Source organism: Rhizobium hidalgonense, from assembly GCF_002914525.1.
In the GTDB taxonomy this organism is placed as follows: domain Bacteria; phylum Pseudomonadota; class Alphaproteobacteria; order Rhizobiales; family Rhizobiaceae; genus Rhizobium; species Rhizobium hidalgonense.
Genome location: NZ_LODW01000089.1, coordinates 1 through 17421, shown reverse-complemented (window position 1 = coordinate 17421; position 17421 = coordinate 1). Strand labels below are relative to the sequence as shown.

Here is a 17421-nt window from a genome sequence, read left to right as displayed (position 1 = left end):
TCAGAGACGCCTTGCGGCAGCAAAATGAAATAATGATCGCACTCGAATAAACTGACTTGGTGAGGGAGGAGAAGTAGCGCCCCGCAGGAGTAAGCGAGTACCTGCACGCTAAATTAATTCGCGTGCTGCAACACCAACTTCAGCGTAAGCAGTGTGCTGCTCGCACCTGGGTGAGAAAGCCGATTAGTCGCTATTGTTTGCCAGCAATAAGATTATGGGGTCCATACTGTACCGCGCGCGGGTAAACCCTCACCAGTCCGCCATCATATCTAGGGAGGGCGCATCGGAAGCGATTTTGTTGAGATTTTCTTGGGTGCAGTCGATGGGATATAGCCCTTCCGAAAGCTTTCGCCATGTGCATTCGCAATCAAGTTCGATTTCGCTAAGTGCTGTCACATATTCTGAAATTGAAGACGCCAACATGTTGGCTGGCTCCAATTGGCCATGCTGTGCGAAGTAGAACTGCTTTCCAATATTATCGAGCTTGTTTTTGATCGTTGCGTTCGGCGTGAGCATCGTCGCGACCATCGCGACCTGCAGGCAGTGATATCCGCCAAATTGGTGGTGCAACGCGATCCATTCACGATCATTCGAAAGCGGTGGAACGGTTTGCAAGAATGCCAAAACGGGCACCACATGTATGGCTCGGCGTTCCTCCTCCTCGGTCGGAAATTGGTGTAGCGAGACGACGTCGTCGCGGAAAAAGAGATCGCCTGTGTGCGAAAAGAGGTTCGACGGCAGGCTGCGCACCGGAACTTTTCCTTTATCGCGAAAGCGCGACAACACCTCTTCCGTAACAATCATAGTATCGACCTCACACCATCATACCTGAACCAATACGGTGAGAAAAACCTCTGGCTTCTGAGAAATCAGGGACTTCACTCATCTGCTAACCTCCACTCTCTGAAGTCGCTACCTCAAGCCGCCTTCTCAACCCCCGTCTCGCCCATCGCCTGCGGTTTCCCAAGCAGATAGCCCTGCGCCTCGTCGCACTGCTCTTCCAGAAGTGTATCGAGCTGCGCCTGGGTTTCCACGCCTTCGGCCAGCACCGGCACGTCAAGGCTGCGGCCGAGCGCCAGGATGGCGCGGACGATTGCCTTGGATTGGGCGTTGCTTTCGACCTCGGCCATGAAGCTCTTGTCGAGTTTGATCTTGTCGAAGGGGAAGGAGCGCAGCGTTTCCAGCGAGGAGTAGCCGGTGCCGAAATCGTCAATGGCGATCGAGACGCCGAGCGCCTTCATCTCCCGCATGGTGCCGAGCGCCTTGTCCTTGTCGATGATGATAGAGCTTTCGGTGATCTCGATTTCGAGGCGGCGCGGGTCGAGGCCGGTTTCGGAGAGGATGCCCGAAATGACGGCCGCCATGTCGGCATGGCCGAGCTGGACCGGCGAGAGGTTGACTGCGATCTTGTGGCTGTTGCTCCAGGTCGCGGCCTCCCGGCATGCTTCACGCAACACCCATTCGCCGATCGGCAGGATCGCGCCGCATTCCTCGGCAAGGCCGATGAAATCCATCGGCGGGATGTTGCCGCGTTCGGGGTGGCGCCAGCGAAGCAGAACCTCGTAGCCGGTGATCTCTCCCGTCCGCACCGATTTCTGCACCTGATAATGCAGATGCAGCTCGTTGCGATCGATGCAGGCCCAGAGATCGTTGGCGAGCGCGCGGCGGCGGCGCGCGGTCTCGTCCATCGCAGCCTCGTAGAAACAGACCTTCTGCAGCAGCGATTGCTTGGCGCGGTACATGGCAAGATCGGCATTGGCGAGAAGCCCGTCGACGCTTTCTGCATCGCTCGGATAGATCGCCACACCGAGGCTGGCGCCGGTCTTGATCTCGAAGCCGTCGACGGAGATCAAACCGACCAGGGCGCTTTCCAGGCGCGCGATGAAATCATGGAGCGCGCTCAGATCGTCGAAGCGCTTGGTCGCGGCGAATTCGTCGCCGCCGAAGCGGGCGATGAATTCGCCCTCCAGTAGCACCTCGCCGAGACGCCGCGTCAGCTCGACAAGCACCAGGTCGCCGGTGCCGTGGCCGTGCTGGTCGTTGACCTCCTTGAACTTGTCGAGATCGATGCCGAAGACCGCGACCTTGCCCCTCAGCCGATCCGCGACCATCATTTCCTCGGCGACCCGCTCGCCGAACTGCAGCCGGTTCGGCAGGCCGGTCAGCGCATCGTGCTTGGCGAGGAAGGCGACCTGCTCCTCGGATTTCACGCGATCGCTGATGTCTTCGAAGGTGACGACCCAGCCGCCATTCGGCAGGATGTTGACATTCTGCTGGATGGAGATGCCGCTCGGATATTTGTGAACCGCGCTGCCGGCCTCGCCCCGGATCAGCGCCATGTTCCTGATGTAATGGGCTTCGGCCCGCGCCGCCGCTTCCGCCGCGTCCTCGGTGTTGGCGGCATAGCCGATCTCGACGATCTGCCTGTAGCGCATGCCCGGACGCACCGCCCCTTCGGGAAACCGGAAGATTTCGAGATAGCGCTTGTTGCACAGCACCAGGCGCTCATCCCCATCGAACATGCAGATGCCCTGCCCCATGTTTTCGAGCGCGATATCGAGATTGCGGGTGACCTCCTCGATCCGGTCGGCATCCGCCTTCTGCTTGCTGTTGTCCTTGGTGATCTTGGCAAAGCCGATCAGTTGGCCGGCCTCGTCATGAATCGCATCGATGGCGACATGGGCCCAGAAGGAGGAGCCGTCCTTGCGGTAGCGCCAGCCCTGGGCTTCGAACTTGCCTTCCCGGCGGGCGGTTTCGAGCGCGCGTTGCGGCAGGCCTTTGCGGCGGTCCTCCTGGGAATAGAACAGCGAGAAATCCTTGCCGACGACCTCGTCGGCCATGTAACCCTTGACGCGCTCGGCGCCCGCATTCCAGTTGCTGACCTTGCCATCCGGATCGAGCATGTAGATGGCGTAGTCGGTCACGCCCTGGACGAGCAGCTTGAAGTTGCGTTCCGCCTTGGCGGTCTTAGCCTCCGAGCGCACGGCGAAGATGGCGGCGGCAAAACCGGCCGCCAGCAGCGAAAAAGTGACGGCGGCGATCGTTACCACCATCAGGGCAGGAGAAATCAGCGTCGCGGGATCGAGCGCTACCACGCCTGGCGTGACGGTGACGCCAGCCATCGCGGTGAAATGCAAGGCGACGACACCTGATGTCAACAGAAGTGTGGGCGCAAGCCCGCGCAAGATCGGCCGCTCGCCCCTGCCCGCAAACCGGAAGGCGGCGATCGAAAAGGCGATGCCCAGAACGATCGACGTCGTCACGAACTGCCTGTCCCACGAGATCTCTCCCGGGAATTTTATGGCCAGCATGCCGGTAAAATGCATCGAGGCGATGCCGACGCCGAAGAGCAAGCCCGCCAGAATATTCGCCATCCATCTGTCATAGGCGAGTTTCGCCGCAACCGCGCCCGTTATCGCGACGATCGCGACCAGCAGCGAGACCAGCGTCAGCCCGGCATGATAGCCGACGACGACACCCGGATCATAGGCCAGCATGGCAACGAAATGCGTCGCCCAGATCCCGAAACCACCCGCCGCCCCCGCCGTCAGCAGCCATACCCACCGCGCAGCCGCCGCGGACGATGTCGCCCGATCGAGCAGGACCATCGCGCAATGGCTGGCGAGAAAGCAGATCAAACCCGCAAGCCCGACCAGCGCGAGATTATGCCGCTCGGTGATGCATGTCAGAACGGAGAACATGGAACGAGACCCTCGATGTGAGGGTGACGCTATGGGGCGGGCGCTTAAGGAAGGTTGAAGTGAAGGGGGCGGCGGGTGCGGAAATGCCGGTGTTTGGGAGGCTTGGGCGTGGGGTTGTGAGATTAGGGTTTATCGCGGGTGTCTTGGTATGGTGAATGGAGTTTCGACTGGACGCGGAGGGCGAGGCCCTGCGAAATATGGCTTGCCCTGCCCCACCGCGACAGGGTGTAGGTAGATCCGATACTTGTGCCCGAGACGACCCGATATCCGATCAACCCAGGGAACAGCCATCATTGGCAAAGGTTGTGCTGGGTCCGAACCCAATAGGCGTTGCATCCATCACAGCGGACGATCAAATCCATTAGTAAATCGCGTTTGACGGCGTGGAGCGGCTGAACAATTGATAAATTAGCCAAAATTAATTCTGAAAGCGATAAAAGACGGTGCTGTGAAAAGATGAACGACCCGATACACCCTGCACGCCAAATCCCGTTTCCCGACCTTATCGCTGGCTTGAAGCGAGCCCAAGGGCTTGGCCATGTCCATCGCCGTCCGAACGCAACCAGTACTTTGCAGCTCTACATCTATACGCCCCGGTGCGTATATGAGGATGGTTGGGATCAGTTTTCGCTGATCGCTCGCGGTCTCATTGTGGACGAGGGCGCTGGTCGGGTCGTAGCCACGCCGTTTCCGAAGTTTTTCAATGTCGGCGAGCGGCATGGCGAAGTACCCGATCTGCCGTTTGAGACGTTCGAAAAGCTCGATGGTAGTCTAATAATCGTGTTCAATGATGCTGGCCGTTGGCACGCAGCCACCAAAGGCGCGTTCGACTCCGAACAGGCACTATGGGCTCAAGCACGCTTGGATGCCCACGATCTCTCCAGTCTGTCGCCGGATACGACATATCTGTTCGAGGCGGTATATCCGGAAAACAGACTTGTCGTGCGATATGCGGAGCCTGCCATGGTGATGTTGGCGGCCTACCACGCTTCAGGTCTTGAAGTAACCTACGACGTGGTTCGAACGACCAGCCAAGCGTTGGGATGGCGTGCGGCCGAACGCCATGAGTTCGGGAGTATGGCGGACATGATGCTCCATACTGCAACACTCCCACGCGACAACGAGGGATTTGTCGTTAGATTCACAAATGGCTTGCGCCTCAAACTCAAAGGCTCCGAGTACCGTCGTATCCATGCGTTGATCTCACGCTGCACGCCATTGGCAATGTGGGAAGCAATGGCCGCTGGGGACGACATGGCCGCGATTCGTCGTGATTTGCCGGAAGAGTTTTGGAGCGATTTTGACAACATCGTACTCCTCCTGACAAAGGAATACGCGGCGATGGAAAGGAAGGTCGCTGAACTGGCAGCATCTGTCGCCCATCTTTCCGATAAAGAGTTGGGATTGTCGCTCAATTCACTGCCTGCTGACGTGGGTCCTTACGTTTTTGGCTTGCGAAAAGCAGGTGCAATCGTAGGCAAGTCCCGAGACGCGTTGATGCGTTCCATCAGACCCACTGGCAATGTGTTGCCAGGTTACCAGCCGTCATATGCCATGGGGCGTGTGATTGATGAGGCAACATCGTAGATTTGCAGCGTACAGTAGCTCTGGCGCGAATGTGGGATTGGAGAAGGCCTCGGCTGAGAGGTTCCTTCGGCTGTGACATTGAGGCAATGACGCGTTAAACAGCGGCATCAAGTGGAACGTGTGCTTTGCTCCAGAAGGCGTTCGAATTCCTCTGCGGCGGCTTTGTCATTGAACTCTCGATGAGGAAGCTTGATTGAGTAAAGATCAATTTGAACTGTGGCTGCCCTTCTGCGTCGTGGGCGGCATTTGCGCTTATTGCTGGTATTGGTGCATCACATTGATCTTTTTTTACCGCATGAACGGCTTCGATTTCAGCAAAGACTTCGGCCCCAAAGTCTATTGGGGACGTTTTGCACATGATCGCTTCTTCGTGAAGCCGAAAGCGAAGTTTTTTATCGCTATGCCTTTTGCGGTGGCGATAAGCTCTTTTTTGACGATATTTTTTGCTTTGGTCTGATGGGAATTATCAAACATTGTGTCGGTTGTGGACGGTAGCAGTTGGCGGATTATTGGAGAAGAATACGTATCTGCCGGTTCATGATCTGGATGAAGACAGCGGAGTGGATGGGACGGCTTGACCAAGATGGAGCAATTTCATCCAAGCACGGTGGTAGCGAACTTGGATGCGGGCAATCTGGTATGTCGACCTTTCTAAGAGGTTTATTGCTGCTGGTCGGAATAACTTTAGCGCCACCAGCCTTTGGCAATTGCTTAACCGCCAATGAGACCAAACAGGGCGTGCTGCTGACCAGAGAAGCGCCTTTCTATTCCGTATTCTACAAGCCCGACGGCCCGGGTCTCACCGAACAACGGCTGATGGAGCGCGACGGTTCACTGCAGCCGGTGTCGGCCGTATATCTGCACCCCTTGCTCGTCGAAAAGAGAGTGAGTGCCAGCGGGACGCATGAGCTGAAATACGCGAATGCGATTGCGTTGGACGATCTACCAGAGAAGAAGAACTGGCAATCCGGCACCACGCTTTTCATCAATGGCAAAAAATCCGATTCGGGCACGACTTTTATCAGGTTCGACGGCTTGGGAGAGGAAACGATTGCATCTTGTTCCTACAAAGTCTGGGCCATCAACAGCCGTCTGAAACTGGCGGAATTGCCTCCGATTATTTTCGAACAATACTATTCCCCCGAGCTTCATCTCGTTCTTCGTTCGGTGAGGTTGAGCAGTTCCAACCACCCGTTGAGCGAGGTTCGATTTGATCGGTTCCAAATTGGCTGGGGCAATTAGGGGGACATTGTGTTGGCTTTATTATCCCAGAAAGCCCGCTGGTGATCGCCAGCAAGGGGCTGCTTGGAGGCCGTTTGCAGACTGACAGCTTCCGGGTGCAATCGTAGGTTAACTGCCCGTTGAATTAACGCGGCCCTGATTGCCATGTTACGATGTCCGGACGGCCTCGCTTCCGAGTGCCGCCGGACGACCACTTACAGCATCGACATCTGGCCGGCATCGCACCGCGCCGAGCTAGAGCATGTATATCGTGTATTGCGTATTGCGCGTGGACCCAGCCATCGGCCCGGGCCGCCAGCAGGAGGTCGTGATCGGTCGCCAGGATATCGACGGGATTGGCCCATCCCTGCACATGCGCGCCACCGCCCATCGCCAGGGTCGCGACACCGCCAATCGTGTCGTGCCCGCCGACCGCAGCGCTCAGGTCGACATCGCCTCGTTGCAACTGCGCCTTCAGCACCCGGTCAGCGTCACGCTGTCGCCGCCGCCCAGATCGATCACGGCATTGCCGCCGACATCGGTCGTCGCCGCCAGGACCGCGTTGGGTCGGGCTAGCACTGCTCGACCTGCTCCACACCTGGGTGACCGGCCAGCTGCATCGCACGACGCGCGAGAACATGACCTATTACACCGCCGAGGAGTCCTTCTCGCCGTTGATCGCGCATTTGCGGGTAGTGACCGCGCGAGTATCGCGGCGCGAACGCCAGGCATTGCTCTGCGCGCCGACCCATCAGGGCGGCTGGATCGGCCCGCTGGCATGGGTCGATCGCCTGCACGCGCTCCAGTCAGCAGGACTGGCCGAGAGCATGGATTTCCGCCTGTTCGCTGTTGCGGCTGGCGCCCGATCATCGGACAGAGGCGCGCGCAGGGCTGGCAGGACTGGCCGAGCCGCTGCGGCGGATCGCGAACTTCGCGCTTGGCGGGGACGACGCCCCGAACCGCGGCGACCATGCGGCCTGGATCACCGCGGCGCGGTGCCGTGGGCCGCTCGCCAACTGGAGTGAGGCCTTGGGGCGCGAAGACGTATGGCTGCTCATGGCATGTTTTGCGCACCCTCCTTGCCTCCCTTGAGCGCACGCGGACCACATTGAACGGCCGCAAAGCCGCCATATAGCGCCGATACGTCGTACTCATCGCCGCAGGACGAGTGGACCGGCAGCGCTTTGTTCACTTCGCCGCGGCAGTTGAAACGAGCGACCCATGTTAATTCTCGATCTGATTCTGCTCACGGTGGTGCTGATTTTGGCCGGCTGGCGATTGTTCGCTCCAGCAGCGCAGCCCTCGGTGCGGATCGCCGGCGTCGGACTGGGTTTTGTGGTCGCGGTCGCCCAATGGCTCCTTTGCGGATTCACATGGCAAGGCCTGCCAGCCTATCTCCTCCTGGCGCTTTGCGCGCTGCCGCCGCTGCGGAACGGCCGCGTGCTACGTTGGACCGGTCGTCTGAGCTTCTGTGGGATCGCCGCCCTATCCGTCGGCGTCTGGAATTTGCCTGCGGTCCCGACCTTGCCGCGCCCCGACGGGCGCTACGCCGTCGGCACCGAAATCTACCGGTGGACAGATATCTCCAGGGACGAGCCTCACACAGTCGACCCGACCGACCGTCGCAGCGTGATCGCCCAAGCGTGGTATCCCGCAGTCCGCCGTGAAACACCCCAGAGTGGGGCGCGTTTGGCTTATATCGACGGCATCGGCCGCTTGCCTGCCAAGGTCAGCGGAATGCCAAGCTTTCTGATGCGCCGCTACGGCCAGATCGACACCAATGCCGAACCCTATGCGCCGCTGGCTCCCGGCAAGCAGCCATGGCCAGTGGTAATCTTCTCGCCCGGCTATGGTGCGCCCCGTGCGGCGTATACCGGTCTGGCGACTCAGCTCGCCAGTCGCGGTTTTGTAGTCTTCGTGTTGGATCATCCGTATGAATCGGCGGCGACCGAGCTTCCCGACGGACGAGTCGTCGGAACCAGGGAAATTCTTCTGCCGGGCGAACGGAGCCACATCCCCTATATGGTTCGCGAGCAGGTCAGAAGGACCGCCGACTTACGGTTCGTCATCGACCAGCTCGCGCGTCCCGAGGCACTCTCTTCGCCGTTGCGCGGCAGGGTCAACGCCGCGAAGGTCGCTGTGATCGGTCACTCGTTCGGTGGGGCGGCTGCGATCGAGGCCATGAGCGAGGATCCTCGCGTCGTAGCTGCCGCCAATATCGATGGCACGCCTTATGGGGATCTGCCCGATCGTCAGCTCACACGGCCCTTCCTGTTGCTGCAGAGCGACTATGCCGAGACGCATCACAGCACGTTCTTTCTCAACGGTAACGGAAAACTGCTCGCCAATACCACCGCGCCCGCGTTTCGCTACGAGATCAGGCGGGCCAACCATTTCGGCTTCACCGACGCGTATTTCTATCTCGCACCACCCGGCCGCTGGTTATTGGCGCAGGCGATGGGCGGCGCGCGGGGACCCGCTGAGACTCAGCGGGCCGTGGCGGATATCCTGGCTGCCTTTCTCAGCGAACCCCTGACTGGCACGGCATCCGACCTGGCCGAGACGGCCGCCCGTTACGAAGACGTGTCGGGCGGCGCGGTAAAGCGCAAGGGCGGTGCCTCGGTGCCGGCAGCGGCCGGCTAACACGGTCATGTTGCGGATGTCCCGCGCAGGCTATTCAGGGCGTCTGCTTTTGGGAGACTTTCTCCGAGAGGGAAAACGGCCGAGTTTAGGGCGCAAAGCAGCCTCGGCTCTCAATAATGAGATACTCGGAGCCAACAGTTGCCGCCGGTTGAAATCGACGAATTCCATCAGATCCCAATGCTATTTCGATTTGATCTACCACCGGAGCTATAACTCTCTACAGACATTCGCGCATCAAGAACGCGCGCGACACCGTTCTTCATGGTTGGCGCCGCCCCCTCACCCCTCCAACTCCACAATTGCACAACCATACCCCGCGAGCTCCAGCCTCCCCGCCACCGGCCTCTCCTCATCCAGCAAATCCCGCCCGGCAGGCACCCCACCCACCGTCACAGCCTGATCCATATAATTCTGCACAAACAGCAGCCGCCGCTCGTCGTTCATCCGCATCGTCACCTCCACACCTTCCGGCAGCTCGCCGACCAGCGGCTCGATGCCGGCGGGTGCGAACAGCCGCTCCGTCAGCGCCTCGGTCAAATCAGGCGTGAGGTAAGTGCCGAGATAGACCACCTGCCCCTTGCCGATCTTGCGGGAGGTCGCCATCGGCTGGCCTTCGGCGTAGCGGTTGGACCAGGCGGCGATCACCTCGACATCGGGGGCGATAGTGAGGTTTTCGTAGAAATGGCCGGCGGCCATTTCGCGGTTGCCGATCTTGAAGCGGCGGACGCGGCGGTGGCTTTCGGCCGGCTTGTTCGGCGGGATGACAAGGCCGCCAGAGCGTTCCATCACATCGAAGAGGCCGTTGGCGCCCGGGGCTGCGAGACGGCCGAAATCTTCGACGCGCACGCCGGTTAGTCTGGAAAGCGCGGTGCCGGGCGCGGTTTCTCGGATGACATGGTTGTCTTCGTTGCGGGTGCCGGTGCGCGCGCCGATCACGACGGTGCCGCCGGATGCGGCGAAGGCTTCGAGCCTCGCCGTCCATTCGTCCTTCCACATCACCCAATGGGGGATATAGAAGAGTTTCAGCCTGGAAAGATCGTCCTCCGGATGGATGAAGCCGCAGGCGATGCCCCTGTCATAGCAGTGCTGATGCAGCAGGATCGCATCGTCCTGCGGGCTCGGCAGGCCGATCGGATAGGTCTTGTGGGCCTCCTGATTGTCGAAATCGGAGCCGGCGATGCCGACATCCATGCGGACATAGGTGCCGAGGATCTTCGGCTGCAGCGCCGTCATCTCGGTCGCGAAGCGCATGGCCTCTTCATAACGATGGCGGCCGATATCGTCATGGTCGATGAGGCCCATCCAATAGATCTCGGCGCCGAAATGGGCCGGGCGCCAGCGGAAGAACATCAACCCGTCCGCACCGTGGGCAACCGAGGAGAGCGCCATGCGGCGCAGTTCGCCCGGCTCCGGCGTCAGCGTGCAAAAGCCCGGCTGGCTGCCGAAGCCCGATTGCTGCTCGGGCACGATGTAATTGCCGGAGAAGCCGCGGCAGATATCGAGGTGCAGCGCCTGCACCTTGGCGTGGTTGCCGAGCCGCATGAACTCGTCATAGAGCATCGGATAGATGTCGTAGCCGACGAAATCGAGATCCTTGCTGAACTGGCCGCGGAAATCGATATCCCTGAGGCCGCCGAGATTGTGGAAGACGAACCAGGAGGATTTGACCGCGCGCAGGATCTCGACCTGATCGTGCTGGAAGCGCGCCGTCGAAAAGGCGAGGAAGCGATGATAATCCTGCAGATGGCCGGGGCTCGGGAAGGTCGGGCCGAATTCGATCGGCAGCACCACCTGGTCGAAACTGTCATAGGCCGTCGCCCAGAAATCGCCGCCCCAGGCGGCGTTGAGCTTTGATATCTCGCGGTATTTATCGGCGAGGAAGGCCTGGAATTCGCTGAGCGTCGCCTGGGAAAAGCTCTCCGGCATGCTGGTGTTCAGCTCATTGTCGGTCTGCCATCCCACAACATGGGGATTGCCGCGGTAATGCTCGGCCATCGCCCGGGTGATGCGCTTACTGTGCTCGCGGAGGACGGGGCTTGCCGTGTCGCAGTGCTGGCGCGAGCCGTGGCTCATCGGCCGGCCCTTGCCATCGACCCTTAAAATTTCAGGGTGCGCTGCCGTCAGCCAGCGCGGCGGGGTCGCGGTCGGCGTGCACATGATCGTATCGATGCCGTGGCGCCCGAGGATTGCTATGGCGCGGTCGAAGAGATCGAAATCATAGGTGCCGAGCCTGGGTTCGAGAATGTGCCAGGCGAATTCGGCCATGCGCACGACATTGAAGCCGGCTTTCGCCATGCGCTCGGCATCGCGCTCCCAATAGCTTTCATCGACATGCTCGGGATAATGCGGCACGCCGACCAGGAAGCGGTCAGTCTTGACGGGGTTCCATGCGGAGAGGGTCTTGTCGGACACGGTTGCGGTTTCCTGTGATTATCTGTCGAGGATGGTTTTGCGGGCGCTGAGCGTGCGTCCGCCATCGGATGAAAAGAGATAGAGTTCCCGGGCGTCGAGCTTCAGCGCGACGTTCTGTTCGGCGGTAAAGGGCGCGACGTAGCTGAGCTGCACCGTGATATTGCCGGTGCCGCTCTCCGAGGCGATGGTGCTGAGATTGCCGGCATCGACATAGAGGATGGTTTCGCGGCCGAGATGCTCGACGAGCCTGACCTGGCCGTGGATCGCCCCGCCCTCGCCGCCATCGGCGACCATCGATATGTTTTCCGGCCGGACGCCGAGCGTCATGCTGGCGCCTTTTTCAAGCGCCGTCGCCTCCGCCAGTTCCACCGTCACCGGCACGAGGCCCGGGGCGGAGACCATGACATTGCGGCCGGAGACGCCATCGACGGTGACTCCGAGGAAATTCATGCGCGGCGCGCCGAGGAAGCCGGCGACGAAAAGATTGTCGGGGTTGCGGTAGAGCTCCAGCGGCGAGCCGACCTGCTCGATGATCCCCTGGTTCAAGACGACGATGCGGCTTGCCATGGTCATCGCCTCCACCTGGTCGTGGGTGACATAGACCATGGTGGCGCCGAGTTCGGCATGCAGGCTGCTGAGCTCGACACGCATCTGGGTTCTAAGCGCCGCATCGAGGTTCGACAGCGGCTCGTCGAACAGGAAGACCTCGGGCGAGCGGGTGATCGCCCGGCCGATCGCCACGCGCTGGCGCTGGCCGCCGGAAAGCTGCTTCGGCCGCTTGTCGAGCTGGTCGGCAATCCTGAGGATTTTGGCGGCGCGCGCCACCGCCGCCTCGATCTCGGCCTTCGGGCGCTTGGCCATCCTGAGCCCGAAGCCCATATTCTCCGCCACCGTCATGTGCGGATAGAGCGCGTAGGACTGGAAGACCATGGCGATGCCGCGATCGCCCGGCTCCTGTTTGCTGACGTCGCGGCCGTTGATCAGGATCTGGCCGGAGGAAATCTGCTCCAGGCCGGCGATCGATTTCAGCAGCGTGGACTTGCCGCAGCCGGAGGGACCGACCATGACGATGAACTCGCCTTGCGCGACCGAAAGGTCGATGCCGCGCAGCGCATGATAGGCGCCATAGTTCTTGTTGATCTCACGGAGTTCGAGACTGGTCATGTCTGGCTCTCTTCTGTTGAAACTTGAGACTGCCGATTGTTCATCCCTTCACCGCCCCCATGGTCAGGCCGGCGATGAAGTGCCGCTGCATCAGGAAGAACATCACAACGGGCGGCACGGCGACGACGATGGTGCCTGCGGAAATCAGGTTCCAGGCCGAGACCCATTCGCCGCGAAGATTGGCCAGGCCTGCCGTGACCGGCTTGACGCTGTCGCTGACGGTCAGCACCACCGCCCAGAAATAATCGTTCCAGATGAAGGTGAAGATCAGGATGGCAAGGGCAGCGAGTGCCGGCCGCACCAGCGGGATCGCCACATGCATGAGCGTCTGGAAGGGAGAGGCACCCTCGGCCCGGGCCGCCTGGAACAATTCATCCGGCAGTGCGGCGATGAAATTGCGCATGAACAGCGTCGCAAAGCCGGTCTGGAAGGCGACGTGAAAGATGATCAGCGCCGCGGTCGTGTCGATCAGATCGAGCTGCACCATCAGGTCGCGCACCGGGATCATCATGATCTGATGCGGCAGGAAATTGCCGCCGACAAACAGCGCGAAGATCAGCATGTTGCCGCGAAAGCGGTAGCGCGACAGCACGTAGCCGGCGAGTGTGCTCATCGCCAGCACGCCGATCACCGAGGGAATGGTGATGATCAGGCTGTTGAGGAAGTAGCGGGCCATCGGTGTCTGCGTGAAGACATCGGTATAATTGACGATGACGCCGATGCCGGTCGGCCATCCCCACAGATTGCCGCCCATGACATCCTCGGTGGTGCGGAAGGAGGTGAGAATGATGGCAAACAGGGGGCAGAGCCAGAGCAGCAGCACGATGACAACGGCGAGCACATAGAGGCGGCGCTGCCAGATGGCGGTCTCGGGAATGGGACGAGGATACATCAGCCTCCCCTCTCTTCGGTGCGGATGATGCGGCTGAGATACCAGACGATGAAGGCGGACATGATCACGAACAGCACGGAGGCGATCGCCGCGCCATAGCCGAAGCGGTAGGAGAAGATCGATTGTTCATACATCTGGTAGGCGAGAACAGAGGAGGAGCCGAACGGCCCGCCATTCGTCATGACCGACACCATGTCGAAGGAGCGCAGGGCCCCAACGACGGTGACGGCAATGGCAATGAAGGTCACCTGGGTCAGTTGCGGCAGCACGATGTGCCAGAGCATGTTCCAGCCGCGCGCCCCATCGACACGGCCGGCGCCGATCAGCTCTTCGCTCAAATTGTTGAGGCCGGCGAGATAGAGCACCATGCAGAAGGTGACCTGCGGCCAGAGAGCGGCGATGACGATGGCGAAGGTGACGAAATGCTCGTCGGAAAGAACCGCCGGCGCCGTCGCTCCGAAGGCCTTGAAAATCAGCGCCAGCAGCCCGAACTCCGGCGTATAGACCCAGGTGAAGACGACCCCGACGGTGACCGAGGCGAGCACCAGCGGAATGAAGAACAGCGACTTCAGGAAGCGCATGCCGCGAATTTTCTGATTGACCAGCAGCGCGATGGCGAGCCCGATCGGCGGTGCTGCCATGAACATCACGAGCCAGATCAGGTTGTTCTTCAGCGACACGTAGAATTGCGGATCGTTATAGAGCTCGACGTAATTGCCGAGCCCGATCCACACCATCGGCCCGAAGCCATCCCACTCGTGCAGGCTGATCCAGACGCTGCGCACCGCCGACAGCAGGATGACGGTGGAAAACAGCAGGATTGCCGGTGCGATGAGCAAGGTCGGGGTCAGCCACCACCGCTGGCGGCGCCATAATGTCTGCATTTGGAAAACCTCGTCGTGACAGAAGCAGGCATGCCTGCTCCGGCTGCCCGGGCATCAAGCCTTTTCCCCGGGGAGTGGAGACGTGCCCCACTCCCCGGGACAGGAGCAGATCGACCTGCCCCTCTGGGAGAGCCCCTAGATTTTGTAAATCCGCTTCCGCGTGCCCTCGAGCCGCGTGAGGATCGCCTTGCGCCGATCCGGCTTGGCCATGAACTCCTGGAAGCCGACGAGGCCGGCCTGGGCCATGTCGGGGTCGCTGTCGCGGTCGTAATATTGCGAGGTGCCCTGCACCGTCTTCATCGTCTCGACGGCGATATTGACGAGCGGATCCTTACTCGCAGGCAGGTCGTTGCGCGGCGGCACGTTGCCGCCCGGCTCGAGATAAGTGGCCAGGTTTTCCGGGCGATAGAAATAGGCGAGGAATTCGCGGGCGCCCTGCTTGTTCTTGGCCTTGGCGGGAATGTGGATCGAATTGACCGAAAACTCCTCGAAATGGCCGACCTTGGCGTCGAGCACCGGGAAGGTCGCGTAAGCCACCTGCGGCAGGTCCGCTTCGGTGAAGGCCGAACGCAGGAAGGCGCCGAGGTTCATCATGCCGGCTTTCTTCTGCGCCAGCAGGGCTGCGGCCTCCTGCCAGCCGAAAGAGGTGTGGTTGGGCGTGAAGAAGCCCTTTGAAATCATCGCTTCCCACTGGTCGAAGACCGGGGTGAGCGCCGGATCGAGGTAGCTCATTTCGCCGTTCATCAGCGCCATATGCTTGTTGAGGCCGTTGATGCGCAGGTTCATCTGGTCGAACCAGCCGGCCGCCGGCCACAATTCCTTGGTGCCCATCGCAACCGGGGTGATCCCGGCCGCCTTGCACTTGTCGCCATAGGCCATGAATTCCTCGGCGGTCTTCGGCACCGTCAGGCCATGCTGCTCGAACACATCCTTGCGGTAGAACATGCCCCAGAGCGTGCCGCCGGTGGGCAGGCCGTATTGTTTGCCGTCTTCGGTGACGGCGCCGATGGTCGCGCCGAGCACGTCCTTGTATTTCTCCTTCTCGACGAGATCGGAGATATCGTCGAACAGGCCGCGCTTGACGAAGGCGCGCATGCGGTTGCCGGAAAACCAGGAGCAGACGTCAGGGGCGCCGGCGACGAGATAGTTGCGGATCGCCGTCTTGTGGGCCTCATGGTCCATATTGTTGATGACGACTTTGACGCCGGCTTCCTTGCTGAAGCCCGCGGCAATCGCCCTCAGCGCGTCGAGCGCGGCTGCATTGTTTTCGTCGGAGATCATCGTGACCTCCTGCGCCTGCGCGATCGCCGGGATCGGGAAGCTGCCGGTGACGGCGGCTGCGGAAACCAGGCCCGCGCCCTTCAGGAAGCGCCTGCGGGTGGTCGACGGAAATTGCTTCAAAAATGTCATTGAGTTCCTCCCAGTTGATCGATCGACATCTCCCGACCGCCGCCTCCTCCATGAAACGACCGACCAGGTTTTCAACGCGGCGATCACCCGCAATTCCGGCGATAATCCGCCTGGCTGAGTTGATCCGCGGCCGAACTTATGCATAGATCTTTGCAGCCCGCAATAATTAATTTACAAAATTAAGGAATGCATCGTGAAGCTCAAAGGCGACCAGACCACGGCGCGAGCCATGAACCGACGCCTCATCCTCAACCTGCTCCGGCGCGAGGGGCCGAGAAGCCGCGCCGACATCGCGACGGTGATTGGCCTCAGCCCGGCCGCCGTCACCTTTGTTATTTCAGACCTGCTGGAGGAAGGCATCGTCATCGAGGGACAGTCGGTGCCGGGGCTCGCCGGCCGCCGGCCGATCCCGGTCGAGATCAATTACGAGCATGCGCTCGCCATCGGCTTCAAGCTGATGGTGGATTCGCTGGAGTGCGTGGCAACCGACCTCGCCACCAACCCGGTCGCCGCCATGCGGGTCAGCCTTACCGGTCACGACCCGGATTATGTTGCCGACCTCCTGGCTAGCACAGTGCCCGAACTGCTGAAGCTCGCCGGCCGGCCGAAGGCGAAACTGGCCGGCATCGGCATCTCCATGCCCGGCGTCATCAATCACGAACAGACGGCCTGCGTGCGCAGCCACCGCTTCAGCTGGAACAATGTCCCCCTCGCCGCGCTGCTGGCCGCCCGCGTCCATGTGCCGGTCTGGCTGGAGGACGACACCAACGCCTATGCCATCGCCCAGCAGCTGTTCGGGCTCGGGCGCCAGCATCGCAACATGGCGGTGCTCGCCGTCGGCGTCGGCATCAGCTGTGCGCTCGTCATCGACGGCAAACTCTATCGCGGCGCCAATGGTGCCGCCGGCAAGTTCGGCCACACTCTGTTCGAGGAAGGCGGCCGGCTCTGCGAATGCGGCAAGCGCGGCTGCCTGATGGCCTATCACTCGGAACTGTCGATGCTGCGCCGCTGGCGCGAAGCAACCGGCCGCGGCGAGGAACTCGGCCTGCCCGAACTCTGCGAAGCCCTCGCCGCAGGCGACGCCACCGCCACCGCTCTCGTCGGAGATTCCGGCCGCGGCATCGGCACGGCGCTGGCCAATCTCGTCAACATCACCGACCCCGAAGTCATCGTCGCCGGCGGCGAAGCCGTCTCGCTCGGCGAGCCTTTCCTGACGCCGCTGCGCGAAGCGCTTTCCGCCCGAACCTTCCGCACCGCCCCGCCGCTTTTGCCCGATTGGGAGGACAATTCCTGGGCCCGCGGCGCGGCGGCGCTGGTGACGCAGAAGATCTTCGACTTCGAGTCATCGGGCGGGGTGACGGATATTGCGACGCTTGACGAGAGAGGTTCGACGTCGGCGGCTTGAGGTGAGAGCGGCGGGTCGCCCTCCGTGCCGCACCCCCCTTGTAACTTGACGCCATCCGCCGGCAGCCTAGCTAGCGCTTGCGGTGATGGAGCTGAGCCCGCA

General features: G+C 61.0%; 13 protein-coding genes and 1 pseudogene. 6 read left to right on the top strand and 8 right to left on the bottom strand.

From position 1 onward, the window contains the following. Positions 1 to 249: 249 nt before the first annotated feature. From ATY29_RS27490 to ATY29_RS38560, 3 genes and pseudogenes are all read right to left on the bottom strand, one after another. On the bottom strand, positions 250 to 804 hold the full coding sequence (locus tag ATY29_RS27490; RefSeq protein ID WP_133118218.1) for a hypothetical protein: 555 nt from the start codon (positions 802 to 804) through the stop codon (positions 250 to 252). A gap of 113 nt (positions 805 to 917) precedes the next feature. After that, positions 918 to 3701 (bottom strand): bifunctional diguanylate cyclase/phosphodiesterase, encoded by a 2784-nt coding sequence (locus tag ATY29_RS27485; protein ID WP_097537464.1) that lies wholly within the window; start codon positions 3699 to 3701, stop codon positions 918 to 920. A gap of 174 nt (positions 3702 to 3875) precedes the next feature. After that, a pseudogene (locus tag ATY29_RS38560) lies at positions 3876 to 3947 on the bottom strand (dihydrofolate reductase family protein); the annotation flags it as partial. 210 nt (positions 3948 to 4157) lie between these two features. Between ATY29_RS38560 and ATY29_RS27480 the strand changes: the two are divergent. The 5 genes from ATY29_RS27480 to ATY29_RS27460 all read left to right on the top strand — a co-directional run bounded on the left by ATY29_RS27480 (position 4158) and on the right by ATY29_RS27460 (position 9152). Next, positions 4158 to 5288, top strand: coding sequence for an RNA ligase (locus ATY29_RS27480; protein WP_097537463.1), 1131 nt, complete (start codon positions 4158 to 4160; stop codon positions 5286 to 5288). A gap of 193 nt (positions 5289 to 5481) precedes the next feature. After that, a complete protein-coding gene (locus tag ATY29_RS27475) occupies positions 5482 to 5745 on the top strand; it encodes a hypothetical protein (RefSeq protein WP_244597458.1) in 264 nt (87 codons plus the stop codon). Positions 5746 to 5927: 182 nt separating this feature from the next. Beyond that, complete coding sequence (locus ATY29_RS27470) at positions 5928 to 6530, top strand: hypothetical protein (RefSeq protein WP_097537466.1); 603 nt, start codon at positions 5928 to 5930, stop codon at positions 6528 to 6530. Between the two features lie 581 nt (positions 6531 to 7111). After that, positions 7112 to 7534: a DUF7824 domain-containing protein gene (locus tag ATY29_RS27465; protein WP_097537462.1), complete on the top strand. Its 423-nt coding sequence runs from the start codon at positions 7112 to 7114 to the stop codon at positions 7532 to 7534. Between the two features lie 196 nt (positions 7535 to 7730). Then, entirely contained in the window at positions 7731 to 9152 is a 1422-nt protein-coding gene (locus tag ATY29_RS27460) for an alpha/beta hydrolase family protein (RefSeq protein ID WP_025416519.1), read from the top strand. A 279-nt stretch (positions 9153 to 9431) separates the two neighbouring features. On the opposite strand, the gene ATY29_RS27455 is transcribed toward ATY29_RS27460, so the two are convergent. From ATY29_RS27455 to ATY29_RS27435, 5 genes are all read right to left on the bottom strand, one after another. Next, positions 9432 to 11564 carry a beta-galactosidase gene (locus ATY29_RS27455; RefSeq protein ID WP_097537461.1) on the bottom strand — a complete coding sequence of 711 codons (2133 nt, stop codon included), beginning with the start codon at positions 11562 to 11564 and terminating at the stop codon, positions 9432 to 9434. 18 nt (positions 11565 to 11582) lie between these two features. Next, positions 11583 to 12728, bottom strand: a complete 1146-nt coding sequence (locus ATY29_RS27450) for an ABC transporter ATP-binding protein (RefSeq protein WP_097537460.1) — start codon at positions 12726 to 12728, stop codon at positions 11583 to 11585. A gap of 40 nt (positions 12729 to 12768) precedes the next feature. Continuing rightward, positions 12769 to 13620 (bottom strand): carbohydrate ABC transporter permease, encoded by an 852-nt coding sequence (locus tag ATY29_RS27445; protein ID WP_097537459.1) that lies wholly within the window; start codon positions 13618 to 13620, stop codon positions 12769 to 12771. Then, entirely contained in the window at positions 13620 to 14504 is an 885-nt protein-coding gene (locus tag ATY29_RS27440) for a carbohydrate ABC transporter permease (RefSeq protein WP_025416523.1), read from the bottom strand. Before ATY29_RS27440 ends, ATY29_RS27445 begins: the two co-directional genes overlap by 1 nt. Before the next feature lie 135 nt (positions 14505 to 14639). Beyond that, entirely contained in the window at positions 14640 to 15914 is a 1275-nt protein-coding gene (locus ATY29_RS27435) for an ABC transporter substrate-binding protein (RefSeq protein ID WP_097537458.1), read from the bottom strand. Positions 15915 to 16107: 193 nt separating this feature from the next. Between ATY29_RS27435 and ATY29_RS27430 the strand changes: the two genes are divergently transcribed. After that, positions 16108 to 17319, top strand: coding sequence for an ROK family protein (locus tag ATY29_RS27430; RefSeq protein WP_097537457.1), 1212 nt, complete (start codon positions 16108 to 16110; stop codon positions 17317 to 17319). The last annotated feature ends 102 nt before the right edge of the window (positions 17320 to 17421 follow it).

What these genes read in the sequence shown, in the direction of transcription:
- ATY29_RS27490 (WP_133118218.1), bottom strand. Translation starts at nt 804, where the DNA reads ATGATTGTTACGGAAGAGGTGTTGTCGCGCTTTCGCGATAAAGGAAAA.
- ATY29_RS27485 (WP_097537464.1), bottom strand. Translation starts at nt 3,701, where the DNA reads ATGTTCTCCGTTCTGACATGCATCACCGAGCGGCATAATCTCGCGCTG.
- ATY29_RS27480 (WP_097537463.1), top strand. Translation starts at nt 4,158, where the DNA reads ATGAACGACCCGATACACCCTGCACGCCAAATCCCGTTTCCCGACCTT.
- ATY29_RS27470 (WP_097537466.1), top strand. Translation starts at nt 5,928, where the DNA reads ATGTCGACCTTTCTAAGAGGTTTATTGCTGCTGGTCGGAATAACTTTA.
- ATY29_RS27460 (WP_025416519.1), top strand. Translation starts at nt 7,731, where the DNA reads ATGTTAATTCTCGATCTGATTCTGCTCACGGTGGTGCTGATTTTGGCC.
- ATY29_RS27450 (WP_097537460.1), bottom strand. Translation starts at nt 12,728, where the DNA reads ATGACCAGTCTCGAACTCCGTGAGATCAACAAGAACTATGGCGCCTAT.
- ATY29_RS27445 (WP_097537459.1), bottom strand. Translation starts at nt 13,620, where the DNA reads ATGTATCCTCGTCCCATTCCCGAGACCGCCATCTGGCAGCGCCGCCTC.
- ATY29_RS27440 (WP_025416523.1), bottom strand. Translation starts at nt 14,504, where the DNA reads ATGCAGACATTATGGCGCCGCCAGCGGTGGTGGCTGACCCCGACCTTG.
- ATY29_RS27435 (WP_097537458.1), bottom strand. Translation starts at nt 15,914, where the DNA reads ATGACATTTTTGAAGCAATTTCCGTCGACCACCCGCAGGCGCTTCCTG.